17 protein-coding genes are annotated in these 20,487 nt (G+C 67.4%); 5 read left to right on the forward strand and 12 right to left on the reverse strand.

Going from position 1 to position 20,487, the window contains the following annotated elements; all coding sequences use genetic code 11:
• Positions 1-29 precede the first annotated feature (29 nt).
• From PI990_RS01555 to PI990_RS01570, 4 genes are all read left to right on the forward strand, one after another.
• On the forward strand, positions 30-1,121 hold the full coding sequence (locus PI990_RS01555; protein WP_271659639.1) for a polyamine ABC transporter substrate-binding protein: 1,092 nt from the start codon (positions 30-32) through the stop codon (positions 1,119-1,121).
• 146 nt (positions 1,122-1,267) lie between these two features.
• Positions 1,268-2,410 carry a polyamine ABC transporter ATP-binding protein gene (potA, locus tag PI990_RS01560; protein WP_271659640.1) on the forward strand — a complete coding sequence of 381 codons (1,143 nt, stop codon included), beginning with the start codon at positions 1,268-1,270 and terminating at the stop codon, positions 2,408-2,410.
• Positions 2,411-2,433: 23 nt separating this feature from the next.
• Positions 2,434-3,315: an ABC transporter permease subunit gene (locus PI990_RS01565; RefSeq protein WP_162164734.1), complete on the forward strand. Its 882-nt coding sequence runs from the start codon at positions 2,434-2,436 to the stop codon at positions 3,313-3,315.
• Entirely contained in the window at positions 3,312-4,196 is an 885-nt protein-coding gene (locus PI990_RS01570) for an ABC transporter permease subunit (RefSeq protein WP_021218253.1), read from the forward strand. Before PI990_RS01565 ends, PI990_RS01570 begins: the two co-directional genes overlap by 4 nt.
• Before the next feature lie 101 nt (positions 4,197-4,297).
• On the opposite strand, the gene PI990_RS01575 is transcribed toward PI990_RS01570, so the two are convergent.
• The 12 genes from PI990_RS01575 to PI990_RS01630 form a co-directional block, all read right to left on the reverse strand.
• Positions 4,298-5,950, reverse strand: a complete 1,653-nt coding sequence (locus tag PI990_RS01575; protein ID WP_271659641.1) for a GMC family oxidoreductase — start codon at positions 5,948-5,950, stop codon at positions 4,298-4,300.
• Positions 5,951-5,999: 49 nt separating this feature from the next.
• Positions 6,000-6,836: an ABC transporter ATP-binding protein gene (locus tag PI990_RS01580; protein ID WP_271659642.1), complete on the reverse strand. Its 837-nt coding sequence runs from the start codon at positions 6,834-6,836 to the stop codon at positions 6,000-6,002.
• Positions 6,824-7,627, reverse strand: coding sequence for an ABC transporter permease (locus tag PI990_RS01585; RefSeq protein ID WP_021218256.1), 804 nt, complete (start codon positions 7,625-7,627; stop codon positions 6,824-6,826). Before PI990_RS01585 ends, PI990_RS01580 begins: the two co-directional genes overlap by 13 nt.
• 11 nt (positions 7,628-7,638) lie before the next feature.
• The gene (locus PI990_RS01590) at positions 7,639-8,622 is read right to left on the reverse strand and encodes an ABC transporter substrate-binding protein (protein ID WP_271659643.1); all 984 of its coding nucleotides are present in this window, start codon (positions 8,620-8,622) and stop codon (positions 7,639-7,641) included.
• Between the two features lie 364 nt (positions 8,623-8,986).
• Entirely contained in the window at positions 8,987-10,369 is a 1,383-nt protein-coding gene (locus PI990_RS01595) for an aspartate aminotransferase family protein (protein ID WP_271659644.1), read from the reverse strand.
• Positions 10,370-10,385: 16 nt separating this feature from the next.
• Positions 10,386-11,819 (reverse strand): APC family permease, encoded by a 1,434-nt coding sequence (locus PI990_RS01600; protein WP_271659645.1) that lies wholly within the window; start codon positions 11,817-11,819, stop codon positions 10,386-10,388.
• A 123-nt stretch (positions 11,820-11,942) separates the two neighbouring features.
• Positions 11,943-12,995 carry an ABC transporter substrate-binding protein gene (locus PI990_RS01605; protein ID WP_271659646.1) on the reverse strand — a complete coding sequence of 351 codons (1,053 nt, stop codon included), beginning with the start codon at positions 12,993-12,995 and terminating at the stop codon, positions 11,943-11,945.
• A gap of 146 nt (positions 12,996-13,141) precedes the next feature.
• The gene (locus tag PI990_RS01610) at positions 13,142-14,632 is read right to left on the reverse strand and encodes an aldehyde dehydrogenase (protein WP_271659647.1); all 1,491 of its coding nucleotides are present in this window, start codon (positions 14,630-14,632) and stop codon (positions 13,142-13,144) included.
• Positions 14,633-15,458: 826 nt separating this feature from the next.
• Positions 15,459-16,622, reverse strand: a complete 1,164-nt coding sequence (gene argE, locus PI990_RS01615) for an acetylornithine deacetylase (protein WP_271659648.1) — start codon at positions 16,620-16,622, stop codon at positions 15,459-15,461.
• Positions 16,615-17,292 carry a DUF1028 domain-containing protein gene (locus tag PI990_RS01620; RefSeq protein ID WP_265170243.1) on the reverse strand — a complete coding sequence of 226 codons (678 nt, stop codon included), beginning with the start codon at positions 17,290-17,292 and terminating at the stop codon, positions 16,615-16,617. Before PI990_RS01620 ends, argE begins: the two co-directional genes overlap by 8 nt.
• Before the next feature lie 10 nt (positions 17,293-17,302).
• Entirely contained in the window at positions 17,303-17,731 is a 429-nt protein-coding gene (locus tag PI990_RS01625; protein ID WP_021218265.1) for a RidA family protein, read from the reverse strand.
• On the reverse strand, positions 17,731-19,077 hold the full coding sequence (locus tag PI990_RS01630; RefSeq protein ID WP_271659649.1) for a flavin-containing monooxygenase: 1,347 nt from the start codon (positions 19,075-19,077) through the stop codon (positions 17,731-17,733). Before PI990_RS01630 ends, PI990_RS01625 begins: the two co-directional genes overlap by 1 nt.
• A 374-nt stretch (positions 19,078-19,451) precedes the next feature.
• Here PI990_RS01630 and PI990_RS01635 point away from each other — a divergent pair, with 374 nt between their 5' ends.
• Positions 19,452-20,381 (forward strand): LysR substrate-binding domain-containing protein, encoded by a 930-nt coding sequence (locus PI990_RS01635; RefSeq protein ID WP_271659650.1) that lies wholly within the window; start codon positions 19,452-19,454, stop codon positions 20,379-20,381.
• Positions 20,382-20,487: the final 106 nt, after the last annotated feature.

Here is a 20,487-nt window from a genome sequence, read left to right on the forward strand (position 1 = left end):
GCGGCCCGGCATATCAAGAGGATTAAAGTGTGCGAGTTTCCTTCTGCAAAACCCTGATCACCGCCGCCGTGCTGACCCTGGCTTCACAGGCCCATGCCGAGCAGACGGTGCACATCTACAACTGGTCCGACTACATCGGCGAGACCACCCTGGCGGACTTCCAGAAAGAGACCGGCATCAAGCCCGTCTATGACGTCTTCGACTCCAACGAAACCCTCGAAGGCAAGCTCCTGGCCGGTCGCACCGGGTATGACGTGGTGGTCCCCTCCAACCACTTCCTCGGCAAGCAGATCAAGGCCGGCGCCTTCCAGAAACTGGACCGCAGCCAGCTGAAGAACTGGGACAACCTCGATCCCGCGCTGCTCAAACGCCTGGAAGCCAACGACCCCGGCAACCAGTACGCCGTCCCCTACCTCTGGGGCACCAACGGCATCGGCTACAACGCCGAGAAGGTCAAGGCCGTGCTCGGCGTCGACAAGATCGACTCCTGGTCGGTGATCTTCGAACCCGAGAACATCAAGAAGCTCAGCCAGTGCGGCGTGGCCTTCCTCGACTCGGCCGACGAAATGATTCCGGCCATGCTCAATTACCTGGGCCTGAACCCCAACAGCAAGAACCCGGACGACTACAAGAAAGCCGAGGCCAAGCTGATGGAGGTTCGTCCCTACATCACCTACTTCCACTCCTCCAAGTACATCGGTGACCTGGCCAACGGCGACATCTGCGTCGCGGCGGGCTTCTCCGGTGACATCTTCCAGGCCGCCGCGCGCGCCGAGGAAGCCGGCAAGGGCGTGGAAATCGCCTACGCGATCCCCAAAGAGGGCGGCAACCTGTGGTTCGACATGGTCGCCGTGCCGGCCGATGCCGCCAACGCCAAGGAAGCCCACGCCTTCATCGATTACCTGCTGCGCCCCGAAGTCATCGCCAAGGTCAGCGACTACGTGGGCTACGCCAACCCGAACACCAAGTCGGGCGAATTCATGAATCAGGAAGTGCGTGACGACGCGTCCGTGTACCCGCCACAAGCGGTGCTGGACAAGCTGTATGTCTCGGAGGAACTGCCTCCGAAGGTGCAACGGCTGATGACCCGGAGCTGGACCAAGGTCAAGTCGGGCAAGTGATCGGGGGCGAGCCGCGCGGCCTGGGGTTGCGCGGCTTCGCACCAGAGCGGGCGACGAGCGGGTCTGGACGCGCGTCTCGCGCCTAACGAGCGATACTCAACGCAACCGGCCATAATGGCCGGCTAGCAAGAATTGGGAGTGTGGTAATGGCAATAGCCTCCGGTGCCTACAAGAAAGCCCTCGAGGGCAACCAGCAACCCAAAGAGGTGCTGGTCAAGATCGACCGGGTGACCAAGCAGTTCGACGAGACCCTTGCGGTGGACGACGTCTCGCTGACCATCAACAAGGGCGAGATCTTCGCCCTGCTGGGTGGTTCCGGCTCGGGCAAGTCGACCCTGCTGCGCATGCTGGCGGGTTTCGAACGTCCCACTGAAGGTCGCATCTTCCTCGACGGCGTCGATATCACCGACATGCCGCCCTACGAGCGGCCGATCAACATGATGTTCCAGTCCTATGCGCTCTTCCCGCATATGACTGTTGCGCAGAACATCGCCTTCGGACTCAAACAAGACCGTCTCTCCAGCACCGAGATCGATGAGCGTGTCAGCGAGATGCTCAAGCTGGTGCAGATGACCCAGTACGCCAAGCGCAAGCCGCACCAGCTCTCCGGTGGCCAGCGTCAGCGCGTGGCCCTGGCCCGTTCGCTGGCCAAGCGTCCCAAGCTGCTGCTGCTCGACGAGCCCATGGGCGCCCTGGACAAGAAGCTGCGTTCGCAGATGCAGCTGGAACTGGTGGAGATCATCGAGCGCGTCGGCGTGACCTGCGTCATGGTGACCCACGACCAGGAAGAGGCCATGACCATGGCCCAGCGCATCGCCATCATGCACCTGGGCTGCATCGAGCAGATCGGCAGCCCGGTGGACATCTACGAGACCCCCATCAGCCGCCTGGTGTGCGAGTTCATCGGCAACGTCAACCTGTTCGACGGCGAAGTGGTGGAGGACCTCGAGGCCCACGCCCTGATCGCCTGCCCCGAGCTGGAGCGCCCGATCTACGTCGGCCACGGCGTGACCACCTCGGTGCAGGACAAGCGCATCACCTACGCCCTGCGCCCCGAGAAGCTGCTGGTCACCACCGAGCAGCCCACCTGCGAGTACAACTGGTCGCGCGGCAAGATCCACGACATCGCCTACCTCGGCGGTCACTCGGTGTTCTACGTCAAGCTGCCCGGCGGCTCCATCGTCCAGTCCTTCGTCGCCAACGCCGAGCGTCGCGGCGCGCGTCCGACCTGGGACGATGAAGTCTTCGTATGGTGGGAGGACGACAGCGGGGTGGTGCTGCGCTCATGAAAATCTCCAGACTGAAGAAGCGCCTGCCCACGGGCCGGCACGCGGTGATCGGGATTCCCTTCGTCTGGCTGTTCCTGTTCTTCCTGCTGCCCTTCGCCATCGTGCTGAAGATCAGCTTCGCGGAAGCGGACGTGGCGATCCCGCCCTATACCGAAATCTACACCTGGGCTGAAAACCAGCTGCAGATCGCTCTCAACCTCGGCAACTACTTCATGCTGAGCGAGGACGAACTCTACCTGGCCGCCTACCTGGGCTCCCTGAAGATGGCCTTCTTCAGCACCCTGCTGTGCCTCTTGATCGGCTACCCGATGGCCTACGCCATTGCCCGTGCCGGCAAGGAAGCCCAGACCGTGCTGCTGCTGCTGATCATGATGCCGACCTGGACCGCCATCCTCATCCGCGTCTACGCCTGGATGGGCATCCTCAGCAACAACGGCCTGCTCAACAGCTTCCTGATGGGCATCGGCTTGATCAGCGAGCCGCTGCAGATCCTCAACACCAACACCGCGGTCTACATCGGCGTGGTCTATTCCTACCTGCCGTTCATGATCCTGCCGCTGTTCGCCAACCTGGTGAAGCACGACCAGAGCCTGCTGGAAGCCGCATCGGACCTCGGTTCGAGCAACTTCAACAGCTTCTGGAAGATCACCGTGCCGCTGTCCAAGAACGGCATCATCGCCGGCAGCATGCTGGTGTTCATCCCGGTGGTGGGCGAGTTCGTCATCCCCGAACTGCTCGGCGGCCCGGAGACCCTGATGATCGGCAAGGTGCTGTGGCAGGAGTTCTTCAACAACCGCGACTGGCCGGTGGCGTCCGCGCTGGCAGTGGTGATGCTGGCGATCCTCATCGTCCCGATCATCCTGTTCAACCGTAACCAAGCCAAGGAACTGGAGGGCAAGGTATGAAGCGCTTCAGTTTCTCCAACGTGATGCTCTGGGTCGGCCTGCTGTTCATCTACCTGCCGATGCTCATCCTGGTCATCTACTCGTTCAACGCCTCCAAGCTGGTCACGGTCTGGGGCGGTTGGTCGGTGAAGTGGTACGTCGGCCTGCTGGACAACTCCCAGCTGATGAACTCGGTGATGCGCTCCCTGGAGATCGCCTGCTACACCGCCATCGCGGCGGTGGCGCTGGGCACCCTGGCGGCCTTCGTCCTGACCCGCATCCCGCGCTTCCGTGGCCGCACGCTGTTCGGCGGCCTGGTCACCGCGCCGCTGGTCATGCCCGAGGTCATCACCGGTCTGTCGCTGCTGCTGCTGTTCGTGGCCATGGCGCAACTGATCGGCTGGCCCCAGGAGCGTGGCATCGTCACCATCTGGATCGCCCACACCACCTTCTGCTCGGCCTACGTGGCCATCGTGGTGTCGGCGCGCCTGCGCGAGCTGGACCTGTCCATCGAGGAGGCCGCCATGGACCTCGGGGCGCGTCCGTGGAAGGTGTTCATCCTGATCACCATCCCGATGATCGCGCCGTCGCTGGCAGCGGGCGGCATGATGTCCTTCGCCCTGTCCCTGGACGACCTGGTGCTGGCGAGCTTCGTTTCCGGCCCCGGTTCCACCACCCTGCCGATGGAAGTGTTCTCCGCCGTGCGCCTGGGTGTGAAACCGGAGATCAACGCCGTGGCCAGCCTGATCCTGCTGACCGTGTCGCTGTTCACCTTCTTCGCCTGGTACTTCAGCCGCCAGGCCGAAGAGCGCCGCAAGCGCGCCATCCAGGAAGCCATGGAGTCCATGGCCGCCGAAGCCGCGTCCAGCAACAAGCGCGGTGGGGCCAGCCAACCGGCCTGAGCCTCGCGGTAACGGAAAAGGCCACCCTCGGGTGGCCTTTTCATTTCCGTTCGCCGCGCCAGCCGTAGCACGGGCTTCAGCCCGGGAACCACCGGCACGGCCTAGACCGCCGCCAGCGCTACATCCTCCACGGCTTCCGCCTCGGCCTGCCCGCCCTGCAGGATCATCTGCGCGGCCTTCTCGCCGATCATGATGCACGGCGCATTGGTGTTGCCGCTGACCAGGGTCGGCATGATCGAGGCATCGGCCACGCGCAGGCCCCTCACGCCGCGCACCCGCAGCTGCGGGTCCACCACGCTCATGGCGTCCACGCCCATCTTGCAGGTGCCCACCGGGTGGAACACCGTGGCGGCGTGCTCACGGATGTACGCCAGCAACTGCTCGTCGCTCTGCACCTCGGCGCCGGGCAGCATCTCCTGGCCACGCAGGCCATCGAAGGCGGCACCGGCGAGGATGCGCCGCGCCAGGCGGATGCCCTCCACCAGCACCCGGGCGTCCTGGGGGGCGGCGAGGAAGTTGTAGTCGATCTCGATCTCCCCCCGCGCCTTCACCCGCAGCTCGCCGATGCTGCCGGGGCGCAGCACGCAGGTGTGCACCGCGTAGCCGTGGCCCCACTCGAACAGGCGGCCGCGGTGGCTGCGGTAGCCCGGCACGAAGTGGAACTGCACGTCCGGCAGCGCGCCGGCCAGGGGCGTGCGGGCGAAACCGCCGGCCTCCACGTAGTTGGTGGTCAGCCAGCCCTTCCGCTGCGCCAGGTACTTGAAGGGCGACAGCAGCACGCTGGGCAGCGAGCCCCAGGAGAAGCCCAGGGTTAGCGGGCTCGGCGAGCGCACGGTGACCAGGCCGTCGAGGTGGTCCTGCAGGTTCTTGCCGACGCCGGGCAGGTCGTGATGCACCTCGATGCCGGCGGCCTCCAGCTCCGCCCTGGGGCCGATGCCGGACGCCAGGAGCACCTGCGGCGAGCCGATGGCACCGGCGGCGAGTATCACCTCGCGCGCGCACTCCAGGCGCTGCTCCACGCCGTCACGTTCGATCAGCACGCCCTTGGCGGCGCCGTCTTCGAGCAGCAGCGACAGCACCTTGCAGCCGGTCAGCACCTGCAGGTTCGGCCGCTCGCGCACCGGCGCGACGAAGGCGCGGTAGCTGGACAGCCGCCGTGCCTCCTTCTGCGTCAGGTTGTAGATGCCGACGCCTTCCAGCTGGCCGCCGTTGAAGTCGTCGTTGCGTTTCAGGCCGATGGCTTCCGCCGCCTTGATGAACAACGACGACAGCGGGTTGGGATCGCGGGGGCGGTCCACCAGCAACTCGCCCCGGGTGCCGTGGTAGGCCAGGTCCTGGCCCAGGCGGTTGCCCTCGGACTTCCTGAACAACGGCAGCACCTCGCGCCAGCTCCAGCCGTCGCAGCCGAGTTCGGCCCAGCGGTCGTAGTCGGAGGCGTCGCCACGGATGTAGATCATCGAGTTCATCGAGCTGGAGCCGCCCAGTGCCTTGCCCCGTGGGCAGTGCAGCTGGCGGCCGTTGAGGCGTGGCTGGGGCGCGGAGAAGAAGTTCCAGCTGAAGCGCCGGCTCTTGTACAGGGTGATGGTGCCGGCCGGCGTCTGCACGCGCGGGCTGGCGTCGCTGCCGCCGGCCTCGATCAGGCAGACGCGCACGCCGGGGTCGGCGCTGAGGCGGTTGGCCAGGACGCAGCCGGCCGATCCGGCGCCGACCACCAGGTAGTCGTAACGCTGGGGGGATGGAGTCGAAGCGGGCATGGGGCCCTCCTTGCGATGGTGCCGGGGCGGGCGCGCCGCCCCCGGACGGTCAGTGCATCTCTTCGAGGTCGTCGTGGAGCAGGCCGAGGATCTCGCGCTTCATCTCGATGAAGGCGCGGTCCATCACCATGTCCAGCTCGCGCGGGCGGGGGATGGGCACGTCGAGCTCGCGCTTGATGTGGCCGGGGCGGGCGCCCATGACGTAGATGCGGTCGCCCAGCAGGATGGCTTCGTCGATGTCGTGGGTGACGAACACCACGGTCTTCTTGCTGTGCTCCCACACCCGCAGCAACAGCTTCTGCATCTGCATGCGGGTCTGGCTGTCGAGGGCGCCGAAGGGCTCGTCCATCAGCAGGATCTGCGGGTCGTTGGCCAGTGCGCGGGCGATGGCCACGCGCTGCATCATGCCGCCGGAGAGCTGCTTGGGGTAATGCCCGGCGAAGGGCGCCAGGCCCACTTCGGCCAGGTAGAAGTCGACGATCTCCTGGCGTTCGCCCTTGGGCATGCCCTTGCGCTTGAGGCCGAACTCGATGTTCTCGCGCACGTTGAGCCAGGGGAACAGGGTGTAGCCCTGGAACACCATGCCGCGATCGGCGCCGGGCCCGTCGACCCGCTTGCCGCCGACGTAGATCGCCCCCGAGGTGGGTTCGGCCAGGCCGGCGGTGAGGTACAGCAGGCTCGACTTGCCGCAGCCGGAGGGGCCCACGAGCACGGCGAACTGCTGGTCCGGCACGCTCAGGGAGACGTTCTCCAGCGCGGCGAAGGTCTTGCCGCCCGGGCTCTGGTAGCGCAGGCAGACGTTCTCCACCCGCAGGCGTTCAGTGGGGGTTGCGGCCGCAGCGGGGGCGGCCAGGGTCTGATCGTGCATGGCTGCTACTGCGCCCATGAGGCCACCTTCAGTCGGAGGAGTCGGAACAGTTGATCGGTCACCAGCCCGAGCAGGCCGATGATGGCGATGGCGAGGAAGATCACGTCCACCTGGAAGCCGCGCATGGCCTTCAGGCTGATGTAGCCCAGGCCGCTGCTGGCGGCCACCAGCTCGGCCACCACCAAGTAGGTCCACGCCCAGCCCATGGTCACCCGCAGGGTGTCCAGCACGCCGGGCAGGGAGGCCGGGCCGAGCACATGGAGCACCACGTCGCGGCGGCTCGAACCCAGGGTGTAGGAGGCGTTGATCAGGTCCCGCGAGACGCCCTTGGAAACGTCCGCGATCATCACCAGCTGCTGGAAGAACACGCCGAAGATGATCACCGTCACCCGCTGCTCCAGGCCGATGCCGATCCACAGGATGAACAGCGGCACGAAGGAGGTCACCGGCAGGTAGCGGACGAAGTTCACCAGCGGCTCGAGGAAGGCCTGGACGATGCGGAAGCTGCCCATCAGCAGCCCCAGCGGCACCGCCACCAGGGACGACACCGCGAAGCCGATGAGCACCACCTCGACACTCGCCAGCACGTGCTTGCCGAGGGTGCCGTCGCCGGCCAGCCGCGCGGCCGCCTCCAGCACCGCGCCGGGGGTGGGCAGGAACATCGCCGGCACCACGCCGCCGTAGGAAAGCCCGGCCCAGAGGCCGAGCACCAGCAGCCAGCCGAGGCTGCCCGCACCGAGTATCAGCTTCGCCGGCAGCTCGACCTTGGGGGTCAGGCAGCGGTTCAGCCAGGAGTGTCGAGAAGGCATGGTCGGCTCCCTTACTGGCTGACGAAGCGGGTGTCGACGAGGTCGTCGTAGCTGACCTCGTAGCGCTTGCCCTGCAGGGCACTCCAGGTCTCGTTGGCCAGGCGGATCACGCCCTTGATGTCACCGGGCTTGCCGGGCACGCCAAGCAGCTTCTCGCTCATGGCCTGGTCGTAGAAGCGCACGCCCTTGGCGGCGTTGGCCAGCTCCACCGGGTCGGCCAGGTAGCCGCCGACGCCCTTGGCCATGATCTCGTGGGCCTTCTCGGGGTTGTCCTGGGTGAACTGCACGGCCTTGTACAGGCCCTTGACCAGCGCCTTCACGTCCTCGGGCTGCTTGTCGATCACATCGCAGGACAGCGCCACCACGTCGACGATCACGCCGGGGGTCGTGCTGCTGTCCACCAGCACCTTGCCTTCGCCCTTCTGGCGCACCAGCGACAGGTGCGGCTCCCAGGTCACGGCGGCGGGCACGCGACCGGCGATGAAGGCAGTGGCGGCGTCGTCGGCCGTCATGTTCTGGATATCCAGGTCGGCCATGGTCATGCCGTTGTGCTTGAGCAGGTAGGACAGCCAGAACTGCGAGACCGAGCCCTCGTTCACCGCCACCGACTGGCCCTTGAGGTCCTTCAGGCTGGTGACCTCCTTGCCCACCAGCACGCCGTCGCCGCCGTAGCTCTCGTCCAGGGCGGCGACCGCCTTGAAGCAGAAATCCTTGGAGCGGTACTTGAGCACCTCGTCGATGGTGGAGGCGGAGCCGGACAGCTTCCCGGAGGCCTGGGCGGCCATGTACATCGAGGCTTCCTCGATGGTGGTCAGCTCCAGGTCCAGGCCCAGCTCCTTGAAGTAGCCCAGGTCGCGGGCCAGGTACAGCGTGCCGTAGCCGACCCAGGTGGTATGGCCGATGGACAGGGTGCCCGCCTGGGCGCCGGCGGCGCCGACCGCCAGCACAGTGCAGGTGAGGGGAAGGGTGAAGCGACGTAGCAAGGACTTGATCATGGAACACTCCCGCATTAGTTGTTGGAATTGCTGGGCAGTACGGGCCATTGGCCGAATTCGTTCCGCGCCCCGGGCCTGCGTGGGCTCGGGGTCCTGTTCTGCTGCGGCCCCTTCCATGGGCCCTGTGTCGTTGGGTGCGTCTGATGCGGCGCATCGCCGTGGAGCGGGACCGGGTCATCGCGGCGCCGGCCCCTTTTGGCCGCCACCTGCTCTGGTCTCTCTTCGTAGGGTGGGCTTCAGCCCACCGCCACCTCCTGCACCGGGGCCTGGATATGGCCCCGGTTCATCTGCTGCATCGCTGGTGGGCTGAAGCGGAGCGCCGCCCGGCCCACCCTACGGTGCTACCTACGGTGCTACCTGGAGGTCAGCCGCGGCCGATCTCCTGGGCCGTGCGCTCCACCGCGCGGCGGGTCTTGTCGATCAGCTCGTCGATGTCCGCGCGGGTCGCCACCAGGGCGGGCGCCATGATCATCCGGCCCAGGGTGGAACGGATGATCACGCCCTCCTCGAAGCCCAGGGTGCGGCAGCGCCAGGCGATGTCGTTCTCGTTGTCGAAGCGCTTGCGCGTGGCCTTGTCCTCGACGAACTGCAGGGCCGCCACCAGGCCGGTGCCCTGGATCTCGCCGATCAGCGGGTGCTTGCCGAACACCTCGCGCAGGCATTGCTGCAGGTAGGGGCCGGTGTCGTTCTTCACCTGGGTGACCACGCCCTCGTCGCGCAGCGCCTTGAGGTTGGCGATGGCCACGGCGGCGGCCACCGGGTGCCCGGAGTAGGTCAGGCCGTGGGCGAACACGCCGCCCTGTTCCACCAGCACCTCGGCGATGCGCTTGCCCAGCACCAGGCCGCCCATGGGGATGTAGCCGGAGGTCAGGCCCTTGGCGATGGACAGGGTGTCGGGCTGGAAGCCGAAGTGCTGGTGGGCGAACCATTCGCCGGTGCGGCCGAAGCCACCGATCACCTCGTCTGCGCACAGCAGCACGTCGTACTGGCGGCAGATGCGCTGGATCTCCGGCCAGTAGCTCTCCGGCGGGAAGATCATCCCGCCCGCGCCCTGGAAGGGCTCGGCGATGAAGCCGGCGACGTTGTCGGCACCCAGTTCGAGGATCTTCTCCTCCAGCTGGCGGGCGCAGCGCAGGCCGAACTCGGCCGGGGTCAGGTCGCCGCCCTGGGCGAACCAGTAGGGCTCGTCGATGTGGGCGACATCGGGAATCAGCCCGCCCATCTCGTGCATGAACTTCATCCCGCCCAGGGCGGTGGCCGCCAGGGTGGAGCCGTGGTAGCCGTTCCAGCGGCCGATCATCACCTTCTTCTGCGGCTTGCCGAGGATCTGCCAGTAGCGGCGCACGGTGCGGATCAGCACCTCGTTGGCCTCGGAACCGGAGTTGGTGTAGATGGCGTGGCTGTAGTGGGCCGGCAGCAGGCTGAAGAGCAGCTCGGAGAGCTCCACCACCGCCGGGTGGGTGGTGTGGAAGAACATGTTGTAGTACGGCAACTGCTCCAGCTGGGCGCTGGCGGCGGCGGCCAGGTCCTTGCGGCCGTAGCCCAGGTTGGTGCACCACAGGCCGGACATGCCGTCGAGGTAGCGCTTGCCGTCGTTGTCCCACAGGTGCAGGCCTTCGCCGCGCACCATCACGCGCGGGCCTTCGGCGTTCAGCGCCTTCTGGTCGAGGAAGGCGTGGATGTGGTGCGCGGCATCGGCTGCCTGGTAGTCCTGGGTGCTGCGCTGCGGGGTGATGGGAGCGGTCATGGTCTTCTCCTGCTCGTCAAAGGGGGTCGGGGGAAAGGGCGGCGCGGATGATTGGCGCCGGCTCGGAAGGGGTCAGCGGCTCGGGCACGAACAGCGGCTTGCGCATCACCCGCTTGATCCAGGCGATGGCGATCACCGAGATCAGGCCGAGCACCACGCCGGCGGTGCCGAAGATCTTCGTGGTCATCTCCGGGGCCGGGGAGACGTGGTAGATGGCAAAGAGCATGCCGACGATGCCGAGCACCTGGGTCCAGGGGTAGAAGGGCGAACGGAACGGCCGGGCCATGTGCGGGTAGCGGCGGCGCAGGGCGATCACGTCGACGTGCACGATGATGTAGGCCAGCAGCCAGGCCAGCGCGGCGGCCAGCAGCAACAGGCTGATGGAGTCCGGGTCCTGGCCCAGCAGGAGGATCGGCAGGCCGGTGATGCCGGCGATGAACAGCACTGCCACCCAGGGCGTGCGGGTGCGTTGGCTGAGGCGCTTGAACTGCGGGAAGGCCTGGCCGTTCTGGGCCATGCCGTAAAGCATGCGTGGCAGGGCGGCGAGGGAGGAGTTCACGGTGCTGCAGGTGGCGGTCACCGCAGCGGCCACCAGGAACAGCTTGCCGGCCTCGCCGAATACGGTGGTGGCGAAGAGGAAGTGTGGCAGCGGGTCGGCTGCCAGTTGCTCGCGGGGGATGCACAGCAGCGCGCCCAGGCAGTAGAGGATGATGATGCCGAAGATCAGGGTCAGGCCGATGATCATCGAGCGCGGGATGTTGCGCTCCGGGCGACGGGTTTCCTCCACCAGCGGGCAGACGAACTCGGCGCCGACGAAGCCCCAGATGGCCATGGCCGCCAGGGTCAGCGCGCCGGCTTCCAGCGGGTTCCAGCCCTGGTCCAGGGGCGTGGCCAGGGTGGCCATGTCGCTGCTGATGGCGCCCAGGCCGAGGGCCAGCAGGGTCACCACCATCACCAGGGCCAGGGCGCTCTGCAGGCGGGCGAAGACGTCGATGCCCAGCAGGTTGAAGACGGTGAACAGGGTGAGCACGCCGTAGGCCACCAGCATCGGCGGCAGCGCGCCGGGGTAGACCTTGCCGATGATCAGGTCGAGGAGCAGCAGTTCCGCCGAGAGGGCGAACATGGCCACCACCATGTAGCCGGAGAAGGTGGCGAGGATGGCCGGGAAGTGGCCGATGGCGACCTCGGTGTAGCTGCTCAGGCTGCCGGCGCGGGGGATCATCAGCGACAGTTCGGAGAACGACAGGGCATAGGTCAGCGCCAGCAGGTAGGCGATGCCCAGGGGAATGATGAAGCCCAGCCCGGCCAGGCCGGCCCCTTGCAGCATCAGCACCATCACGCCCTGGGACACCACCAGGCCGACGGCCACCGCCACCAGCGGGCCCAGCCCGAGAACGCGGCGCAGGCCGCTGGTTTGTCCCGTGGCAGGGATGGAAACACTCGCACTCATGATGCTCTCCCGATCTTCTTGTTATCCGCCGGCGGCTCAGGGGCCGCCGGCTGGTGTGACGGGGTGCACCCGTCGTTCAGCCCCGCCCGCGCACGGCTTTCCCGGCGCGGACGGAACCATGGCTCAGCGCGCCGCCCAGGCGTTGAAGCGTTCCTCCAGCTCCTCGCCGTGGTTGACCCAGAATTCCGCATCCACCAGCTGGGCTTCGGCCAGGTTCGCCGGTGCGGTGGGCAGTTGCGCCTGGGTGGCGGCGGGCAGCTGCGCCAGGGCGTCCTTGTGCACCGGGCCGTAGGGGATCTGGCTGGAGAAGCTCTTCTGCGGCTCGGCCTGGCTGGCGAAGGCGATGAAACGTTCGGCCAGGGCCTTGTTCGGGCTGCCACGGACGATGGCCCAGTGGTCCGGGTCGTAGAGGTTGCCGTTCCACACGATGGCGAGCTTGGAGCCCTCCTTCTGCGCGGCGGCGATGCGGCCGTTGTAGGCGGCGGACATCACCACGTCGCCGGCCGCCAGCCACTGCGGCGGCTGGGCACCGGCCTCCCACCACTGGATGTTCGGCTTGATCTGGTCGAGCTTGGCGAAGGCGCGGCTGACGCCCTCCGGGGTCGCCAGCACGGTGTAGAGGTCCTCGCGCTTCACCCCGTCGGCCAGCAGCGCGGCTTCCAGGGTGTACTTGGCGCCCTTGCGCAGGCCGCGCTTGCCGGGGAAGCGCTGCACGTCCCAGAAATCGGCCCAGGAGGTGGGCGCCGTCGCCAGCTTGCCGGCGTCGTAGGCCAGCACCATGGACCACACGTAGCTGGCCACGCCGCACTCGCTGAGGGTGCCGGGGATGAAGTGCGCGGCATCGCCGAGCAGGGCCGGGTCGATGGGCTCGAACAGGCCCTCCTCGCAACCGCGCAGCAGTTCGGGGCTTTCCACTTCCACCACGTCCCAGCTGACCTGGCCGATGTCGACCATGGCCTTCACCTTGGACAGCTCGCCGTTGTATTCGCCGGCCACCACCTTGGCTGCGCCGCTTTGTTCGAAGGGGCGGAAATAGGCCGCGTCCTGAGCGGCCTTGGTGGCGCCGCCGAAGGAGATCACGGTGAGCGTCCCGGGCTGGGCCTGGGCCGCGCCGATCGTGGCCAGCAGGGCGAGGCCGAGGGTGGCGGGCAGGGTGGTACGCAAGGATCTGGACATGAGAACTCCCTCACTACTTTTCAGTTGTGTTCAGTTGTCGAGGCAGTTGTGGCCTGGTGGCCGGGTATCCGCGCGTGCACGGGCGCGGATGGTTTTCTTGTCATGGCGGCCGCGCGGCGAGGCGCGGCCGGGTCGTCGTCGCGACCTCAGCGCAGCTGGAACCAGGTGGTCTTCAGCTGGCTGTACTTGTCGAAGGAATGCAGCGAGAGGTCGCGGCCGAAGCCCGACTGCCTGCCGCCGCCGAAGGGCACGGTGACGTCCAGCGCGTCCACGGTGTTCACCGATACGGTGCCCGCCTTGAGTGCACGGGCGACGCGGTGGGCGCGGTGCAGGTCGTCGCTCCACAGCGAGGCGGCCAGGCCGTAGACGCTGTCGTTGGCGAGGCGGATGGCTTCCTCCTCGCTGTCGAAGGCACTGATGGCCAGCACCGGGCCGAAGACTTCCTCGCGGGCCAGGGTCATGTCGCCGCGCACGTCGGCGAAGACGGTGGGCTCGACGAAGTTGCTCGAGCCGTTGAAGGTCAGGCGCCGGCCACCGGCCAGCAGGCGTGCGCCCTCGCCCTGGGCGCCTTCGATGAAGCCCATGACACGGCCGGTCTGCGCGGCGTCGACGATGGCGCCGGCTCGGCTGGCGGGGTCCAGCGGGTCGCCGGGCATCCAGTCGCGGGCCTTGGCCAGCAGGCGTTCGATGAATTCGTCCTGGATGGAGCGCTGCACGTAGAGGCGCGAGTTGGCGGAGCACACCTCACCCTGGTTGAAGAAGATGCCGAAGGCGGCCTTCTCGGCAGCGAGGTCGAGGTCGCGGCAATCCTCGAACACCAGGTTCGGGCTCTTGCCGCCGCACTCCAGCCACACCTGCTTGAGGTTGGACTGGGCCGAATAGCCCATGAAGTACTTGCCCACCTGGGTGGAGCCGGTGAACACCAGGCAGTCCACGTCCGGGTGCAGGCCCAGGGCCTTGCCGGCGCTTTCGCCCAGGCCCGGCACCACGTTGAGCACGCCCTCGGGGATGCCGGCCTCCAGGGCCAGCTCGCCCAGGCGCAGGGCGGAGAAGGGCGACTGCTCGGCGGGCTTGAGCACCACGCTGTTGCCGGCGGCCAGGGCCGGGGCCAGCTTCCAGGCGGCCATGTCGAGGGGGAAGTTCCAGGGCACCACGGCGGCGACCACGCCCAGCGCTTCGCGGGTGATGGTGGCCAGGCTGCCGGGGGCGGTGGGCGCCACCTGGTCGTAGAGCTTGTCCAGGGCCTCGCCGTACCAGGCGAAGACGTTGGCGGCGCCGGGCACGTCGATGGTGTAGGCGTCCATCACCGGCTTGCCCATGTCGAGGGAGTCCAGCAGGGCCAGCTCCTCGCGGTGGGCCATCATCAGCTCGGCGAGGCGCAGCAGCACCTTCTTGCGCTCCACCGGCGCCATGCGTGCCCAGGGGCCCTGGTCGAAGGCGCGGCGCGCGCTGCGCACGGCCAGGTCCACCTCGGCCTCGCCGCAGGCGGCGACGCGGGCCAGCAGCTGGTTGGTCGCGGGGTTGATGGAGTCGAAGGTGGCGCCGGATGCGGCCGAGACCTGATGGCCGCCGATCAGTGCCTTGTCGATGAATGCCTGCCGGGCAGCTCGCTGCTGCCAGTAATCGAGATCGAACACGCTGCACTCCCACTCGACCGTCTTCGCGGTCTGGTTGTTATTCGTGACTGGGCTTGATGGTGCGACAGAGTTCGGCTTAGGAAAATTATTAAAAATATGCTCGGTGGATAAGAAAAAGCTCGGTAGCGGAAGCACTCATGCAGCGCCCTCTCGCCCTCGGCTCCAGCCTGGGGCGGGGGGCCTGCAGGGTGCGCCATCGGGGTGCGGAAACACCGGGAAAAAAGCGCCCGGACGGGTGAATTCATTGGTTCTGTCTGCGTTAAGTGTTGCTAGAGGATTTGAGCCCAGCTGATTGCCGAGCTCTGATGGTGTTTCTGGTTTCACCCCCCCCCCCCCGGGGCGAGTCCCTTTTTTCAATCGTCGGGATGCCGAACCACAAAAAAGGAACCAAAAACGCTTGCCCCATCATCCGGCCCCGGCTTCGCCGGGGTTCCCTCAATCCATCGTCGTTACTCGCTACGCTCGCCCTTCGGGCCGCACTGAAGTGCGTTCGCCGCAAGCGTCGTCTGGGGGCCGGCGCGAAGGGCCATCCATGGCCAGTCGCGCCTCTCGTGGCATCCATGCCACTCGTCCCCCTGCGCAACGACTGCGTTCGGCCTCCTGGAGGGGCGTTGGCGGCTGCTCCAACTTTCTTCGCCCAGCGCGTCACGACGTGGTGCGCACGGCTTTTCGTAGGGTGGGTAGAGCGGAGCGAAACCCACGCGGTGGAGGTGGCTGATTCATTCGCCCGCAACCTACAGGCTGCACTGTGGGAGCGGATTCATCCGCGATGGGCTCGCCGGTGGGCTGAAGCCCACCCTACGGTTGCGGGTGCGTGAAAGTTGGATCAGCCCGGGTTCTCCAGGTAGTCGGCCAGGCGCAGAAGCATGGCGTCGCAGGCGTGGAGCTGTTCGAGGCTGATGAATTCGTCGGGCTTGTGCCCCTGGTCCATGCTGCCGGGCCCGCATACCACGGTGGGGATGCCGGCCTGGTCGAACAGCCCGCCCTCGGTGCCGAAGGCGACGGTGCCGAATGCGCTGGAGCCGGCGAGCCGCGCCAGCAGCCGCGCGGCGTCGCTGTCGGGTGGGGTGGCGAGGCCGGGGTAGGCGCTCAGGGGCTGCAGCTGGATGCCGGTGTCGGCCTGCACCGCCTGCATCTGCGGCAGCAGCTCGCCTTCGGCGTAGCGCTGCAGCTCGTCCGCCACCTGCTGGGCATCGAAGCCGGGCAGGGCGCGCACCTCGAAGTCGAACTCGCATTCCGCCGGGACGATGTTCAGTGCCCGGCCGCCCTTGATCACCCCGGTCTGCACCGTGGAGAAGGGTGGGTCGAAGCGCGGGTCGTGGTGCTCGACATGGGCCAGCCGCGTGCCGATATCGCCCAGCTTGCCGATCAGCCGCGCGGCGTATTCGATGGCGTTGACCCCATAGGGCGCATAGGCGGAATGGCAGGCGGCGCCGCGCACCTGGCAGCGCATGGCCAGCTTGCCCTTGTGACCGAGCACCGGCTTGAGCTCGGTGGGCTCGCCGATCAGGCACAGCAGCGGCTTGTGCGGGCGCTTTTCCAGCTCCGCTAGCATGGGCCGCACGCCGAGGCAGCCGATCTCCTCGTCATAGGAGAAGGCCAGGTGCAGCGGCAGCTTCAACGGGCGTTCGAGAAAGCGCGGCACCGCCGCCAGCACCGAGGCGATGAAGCCCTTCATGTCGGCGGTGCCGCGCCCGTACAGGCGGCCGTCGTGCTCGCTGAGGCGGAACGGCTCCACCGTCCAGGCCTGGCCGTCCACAGGCACCACGTCGGTGTGGCCGGACAGCACCACGCCGCCCCGGTCGCGGGGGCCGAGGGTGGCGAAGAGGTTGGCCTTGGTGCCTTCGGGGTTGTGGAACAGCTCGCTCTCTACCCCGTGCGCGGCCAGGTAGTCGCGGATGAAGGCGATCAGCTCCAGGTTGGAATCCCGGCTGACCGTGGCGAAGCCGATCAGCCGCTCCAGCAGGTCGCGGCTGTTCGTCTCATTCATCGCCGGGCACCCCGTAGCTGGGCGCTGCGGTGGGGTCCAGGGCGCGGGTTACGTAGTCCTGCATCTGCGGGCGGTAGGCCTGCCAGAGGCCGTCGAGCTGGCCGATGGGGTCTTCGTCGGCCCAGTCCACGCGCAGGTCGACGATGGGCCAGGTGAGGTCGTCCACCACCTTGAGCGCCGCCGAGTGCACCGGCCCGGCTTCGCCACCGGCGGCCATCGCCGCGTGCATGGCCGCCAGCAGGCGTTCGGCGAGCAGGCCCGGGGTCTGCTCGAAGGCGTGGACCATGGCGTCGATCACCTCGGTGCCGGAGAGCAGGTTGCCGGCCGCCACGCACTGCTCGCCGGCCACGGCGTTGTGCAGGCCGAGGGCCTCCTTGCCGCTGAACAGGGCGGTGCGCCCGGTGCCGTCGATCACCGTTACCTGGCGGTACTGGCTCCAGCCGTTGCTCCCGAGCGCCTTGCTCAGGGCCGCCTGCGGTTCCAGGTGCTGGTGCTCCAGCAGGTCGAGAATCTGCGGGCCCAGGGCCGGCAGGGTGATGTTCTGGGTGGCCACGGCGCCGACGCCGGCGCGCACCCAGGGGCAGCGCGCGCCGACGGCGATGCTGGAGGAGCTGATGGCGATACCCAGCTGCCCGGTTTCCGCGCAGCGGCCAACGATGGAGAAGGTCATGGTTCGCTCCTCAGCCCTTGGGCTGCCAGTCGTCCGGGATCACCGCGATCACATCGATCTCCATCAGCCACTGGGGCTGGCCCAGGGCCGAGACCACCAGGCCGGTGGAGATGGGGAACACGCCCTTCAGCCATTTGCCCACTTCCTGGTACACCGGCTCGCGGTAGCGCGGGTCGATCAGGTAGGTGGTGGTCTTGACGATGTGCGAGAGGTCGCTGCCGGCTTCCTCCAGCAGCTGCTTGAGGTTCTTCATGGCCTGCTCGGTCTGCGCGCGCGGGTCGCCCAGGCCCACCAGGTTGCCTTCGAAGTCGGTGCCGACCTGGCCGCGCACGTACACGGTGTTGCCGGCACGCACAGCCTGGCAGAGGTCGTTGTCCAGGGTCTGGTTGGGGTAGGTGTCCTTGGTGTTGAACATGCGGATGCGGGTATGGGTGGGCATCAGCTGACTCCCATGATGCTGGCTTTAGGGGTTTGCGGCTCGCGGTAGCCGTCCTGGCTGCTGCCGTTGAGGCCGGCATCTGCCTGGCGCTGCGAGGCGTCGCGGTAGTCGAGGTACTTGCGTTGCGTGGCGATGTGGCCAGCGATGTGCTTGGCGTCGTGCCACACGCCCCAGATGAAGGTGGAGCCACGGCGCGACAGCCAGGGCAGGCCGAGGAAGTACACCCCCGGCTCGCTGGAGACGCCGCGCTGGTGCTTGGGCTTGCCTTTGTCGTCGAAGGCGTTCACCTGCAGCCAGCTGAAGTCCACGGCGTAGCCGGTGGCCCAGATGATCGAGGTGATGCCGGCCTCGGCCAGGTCCAGTTCGAGGATCGGCCGGGTGATGCATTCCGGGTCCGGCAGCATGCGCCGTGCTTCCGGCTCTTCCGGCAGGTCGAGGCCGTTGCGGGCGATGTAGGCGTCGGCGGCGTCCAGCAGCGACAGGTAGTTTTCGTCGCCCCGGGCGATGTTCTCCGCCAGGTCCGCCTGGAAGCGCACCTTGCCGCCCGCGAAGGACTGGGTCAGGCCGACCAGGGTGATGCCTTGTTGGGCCAGGGCGCGGAAGTCCACGGTGTGGCCGCCGCGGGCACCGCTGACGGCGATGGTGACGTGCTCGCGACCCGGCTGCGCGGCTTCCGCGTCCCACAGGCCGAGCACCCCCAGCCACCAGCAGAAGTCGCGGTTGCGGTAGGAACGTGGCGGGCGGTCGTGGGCGCCCACCGAGAGGTAGACCTGGCGCCCGGCGCGCTGCAGCTCGTCGGCGATCTGCACGCCGGAGGAGCCGGCGCCCACCACCAGCACGGCGCCGGCGGGCAGCTGCTGCGGGTTGTAGTAGGCGGCCGAGTGGAGCTGGTGGATGCTGCCTTCCGCCGGTGCGATGGCGGGGATCACCGGGCGCTGGAAGGGGCCGGTGGCGGAGACCACGCGGTTGGCCTGGATCACGCCGATGGAGGTCTCGACGGTGAAACCGGGGCGGTCGGGGTTGCGCACCACCTTCTTCACCTCGACGCCGGTGCGGATCGGCGCGTTGATCTGCTGGGCATAGGCGACGAAGTAGTCCGCTACCTGCTCCTTGCCGGGGAAGTCGTCCGGGCCGACGTTGAATTCGCGCCCCGGAAAGCGGTCGTGCCAGGCCGGGCCGTTGGCCACCAGGGAATCCCAGCGGCCCGTGCGCCAGGCTTCGGCGATGCGCTTGCGCTCCAGCACCAGGTGCGGCACGCCGAGCTTGCCCAGGTGTTCGCTCATGGCCACGCCGGCCTGGCCCGCGCCAACCACGAGCGTATCGATTTCTATGGTTTCAACTGTCATGTCTCTGTCCTTCTGCAGGCGATTCGCGGTGGTCGGGTCGGTGCTGCGTGCACGCTGTTCAGTGCCGGAAGCGGGTTCGACGGTGACGCGGGCCGGGGGCGGGAGTAACGACGGGGCGCGGGTGGGGGCATGCTGCACGTCCTCGTCGACCGTCTGCGCGGTCCAGGCTTTGTGAGTCGAGTGCAGTGGATGGTGCGATAGAGCGGTGCCGAGGAAAATTATTAAAAATATGCTCGCTGGATAAGAAAAAGCTCGGCAGGGCAGACCCTTCCGCAGCGGCGCCTGGGGTATGTTTCACCGAGGGATTGCTCCCACCCATAAGAACCAGCCGCGCGGCCATGACCGAGGCGGCGAGCGACATGCCGAGGTGCCCCGTGGCGAACTACACCCTGCGACAACTCAAGTACTTCGTGACGACGGTGGAGTGCGGCAGCGTGGCCGAGGCCTCGCGCAAGCTGTACATCGCGCAGCCGTCCATCTCCACCGCCATCAAGGGGCTGGAGGAAAGCTTCGGCGTGCAGCTGTTCATCCGTCACCACGCCCAGGGTGTGTCGCTGACCCCCAGCGGCTCGCGCTTCTACCGCAAGGCCCAGGACCTGCTGCGCATGGCCTGGGAGTTCGAGCAGAACGCCCTGGCGGTGAACGACGTGGTGGCCGGGCAGATCGACATCGGCTGCTTCGAGACGGTGGCGCCGCTGTACCTGCCGGGGCTGATCGCGGGCTTCCGCGAGCGCTACCCGGGGGTGGAGATCCGCATCGGCGACGGCGAGCAGCAGGAGTTGGTGCAGGGGCTCACCGCCGGGCGCTTCGACCTGGCGATCCTCTACCAGCACGAACTCGACGCCACCATCGAGACCGACCCGCTGATGCCGCCGCAGCGGCCCTATGCGCTGCTGCCGGAGAACCACCGCTTCGCCCGCCAGGCCGAGGTTTCCCTGCGTGACCTGGTGCTGGAGCCGATGATCCTGCTGGACGTGCAGCCCAGCCGGACCTACTTCGTCAGCCTCTTCGAGGAGCTCGGCCTGACCCCGAATATCGGCTTCAGCTCGCCCTCCATCGAGATGGTGCGCGGCATGGTCGGCCAGGGTTTCGGCTTCTCGGTGCTGGTCACCCGGCCCCATTCCGAATGCACCTACGACGGCAAGAAGGTGGTGATGGTGGACATCGCCGAAGCCGTGACCGGCTCCGGCCTGGTGGCCGCCTGGCTCAAGCGCGCCCAGCTGACCAAGCCGGCGCAGATGTTCGTCGACTACTGCAAGGAACACCTGCCCGGCGGCAGCGCGCCGGTGCCCTCCCCGGGCTGAAGCCCGGGCTACCGGTTGACCATTGGTGGGAGCGAATTCATTCGCGAAAGCGGCGTCTTGCGGTTTGTAGGATGGGTAGAGCGAAGCGAAACCCATGCGGTTACGG

The organism is Pseudomonas sp. TUM22785 (assembly GCF_028198105.1).
In the GTDB taxonomy this organism is placed as follows: Bacteria; Pseudomonadota; Gammaproteobacteria; order Pseudomonadales; family Pseudomonadaceae; genus Metapseudomonas; species Metapseudomonas solani.

Excerpts from the sequence above, each read along its gene's own strand:
- potA (WP_271659640.1), top strand. The coding sequence starts at position 1,268 with ATGGCAATAGCCTCCGGTGCCTACAAGAAAGCCCTCGAGGGCAACCAG.
- PI990_RS01570 (WP_021218253.1), top strand. The coding sequence starts at position 3,312 with ATGAAGCGCTTCAGTTTCTCCAACGTGATGCTCTGGGTCGGCCTGCTG.
- PI990_RS01580 (WP_271659642.1), bottom strand. The coding sequence starts at position 6,836 with ATGGGCGCAGTAGCAGCCATGCACGATCAGACCCTGGCCGCCCCCGCT.
- PI990_RS01575 (WP_271659641.1), bottom strand. The coding sequence starts at position 5,950 with ATGCCCGCTTCGACTCCATCCCCCCAGCGTTACGACTACCTGGTGGTC.
- PI990_RS01600 (WP_271659645.1), bottom strand. The coding sequence starts at position 11,819 with ATGAGTGCGAGTGTTTCCATCCCTGCCACGGGACAAACCAGCGGCCTG.
- PI990_RS01585 (WP_021218256.1), bottom strand. The coding sequence starts at position 7,627 with ATGCCTTCTCGACACTCCTGGCTGAACCGCTGCCTGACCCCCAAGGTC.
- PI990_RS01620 (WP_265170243.1), bottom strand. The coding sequence starts at position 17,292 with ATGACCTTCTCCATCGTTGGCCGCTGCGCGGAAACCGGGCAGCTGGGT.
- argE (WP_271659648.1), bottom strand. The coding sequence starts at position 16,622 with ATGAATGAGACGAACAGCCGCGACCTGCTGGAGCGGCTGATCGGCTTC.
- PI990_RS01590 (WP_271659643.1), bottom strand. The coding sequence starts at position 8,622 with ATGATCAAGTCCTTGCTACGTCGCTTCACCCTTCCCCTCACCTGCACT.
- PI990_RS01625 (WP_021218265.1), bottom strand. The coding sequence starts at position 17,731 with ATGCCCACCCATACCCGCATCCGCATGTTCAACACCAAGGACACCTAC.
- PI990_RS01595 (WP_271659644.1), bottom strand. The coding sequence starts at position 10,369 with ATGACCGCTCCCATCACCCCGCAGCGCAGCACCCAGGACTACCAGGCA.
- PI990_RS01605 (WP_271659646.1), bottom strand. The coding sequence starts at position 12,995 with ATGTCCAGATCCTTGCGTACCACCCTGCCCGCCACCCTCGGCCTCGCC.
- PI990_RS01630 (WP_271659649.1), bottom strand. The coding sequence starts at position 19,077 with ATGACAGTTGAAACCATAGAAATCGATACGCTCGTGGTTGGCGCGGGC.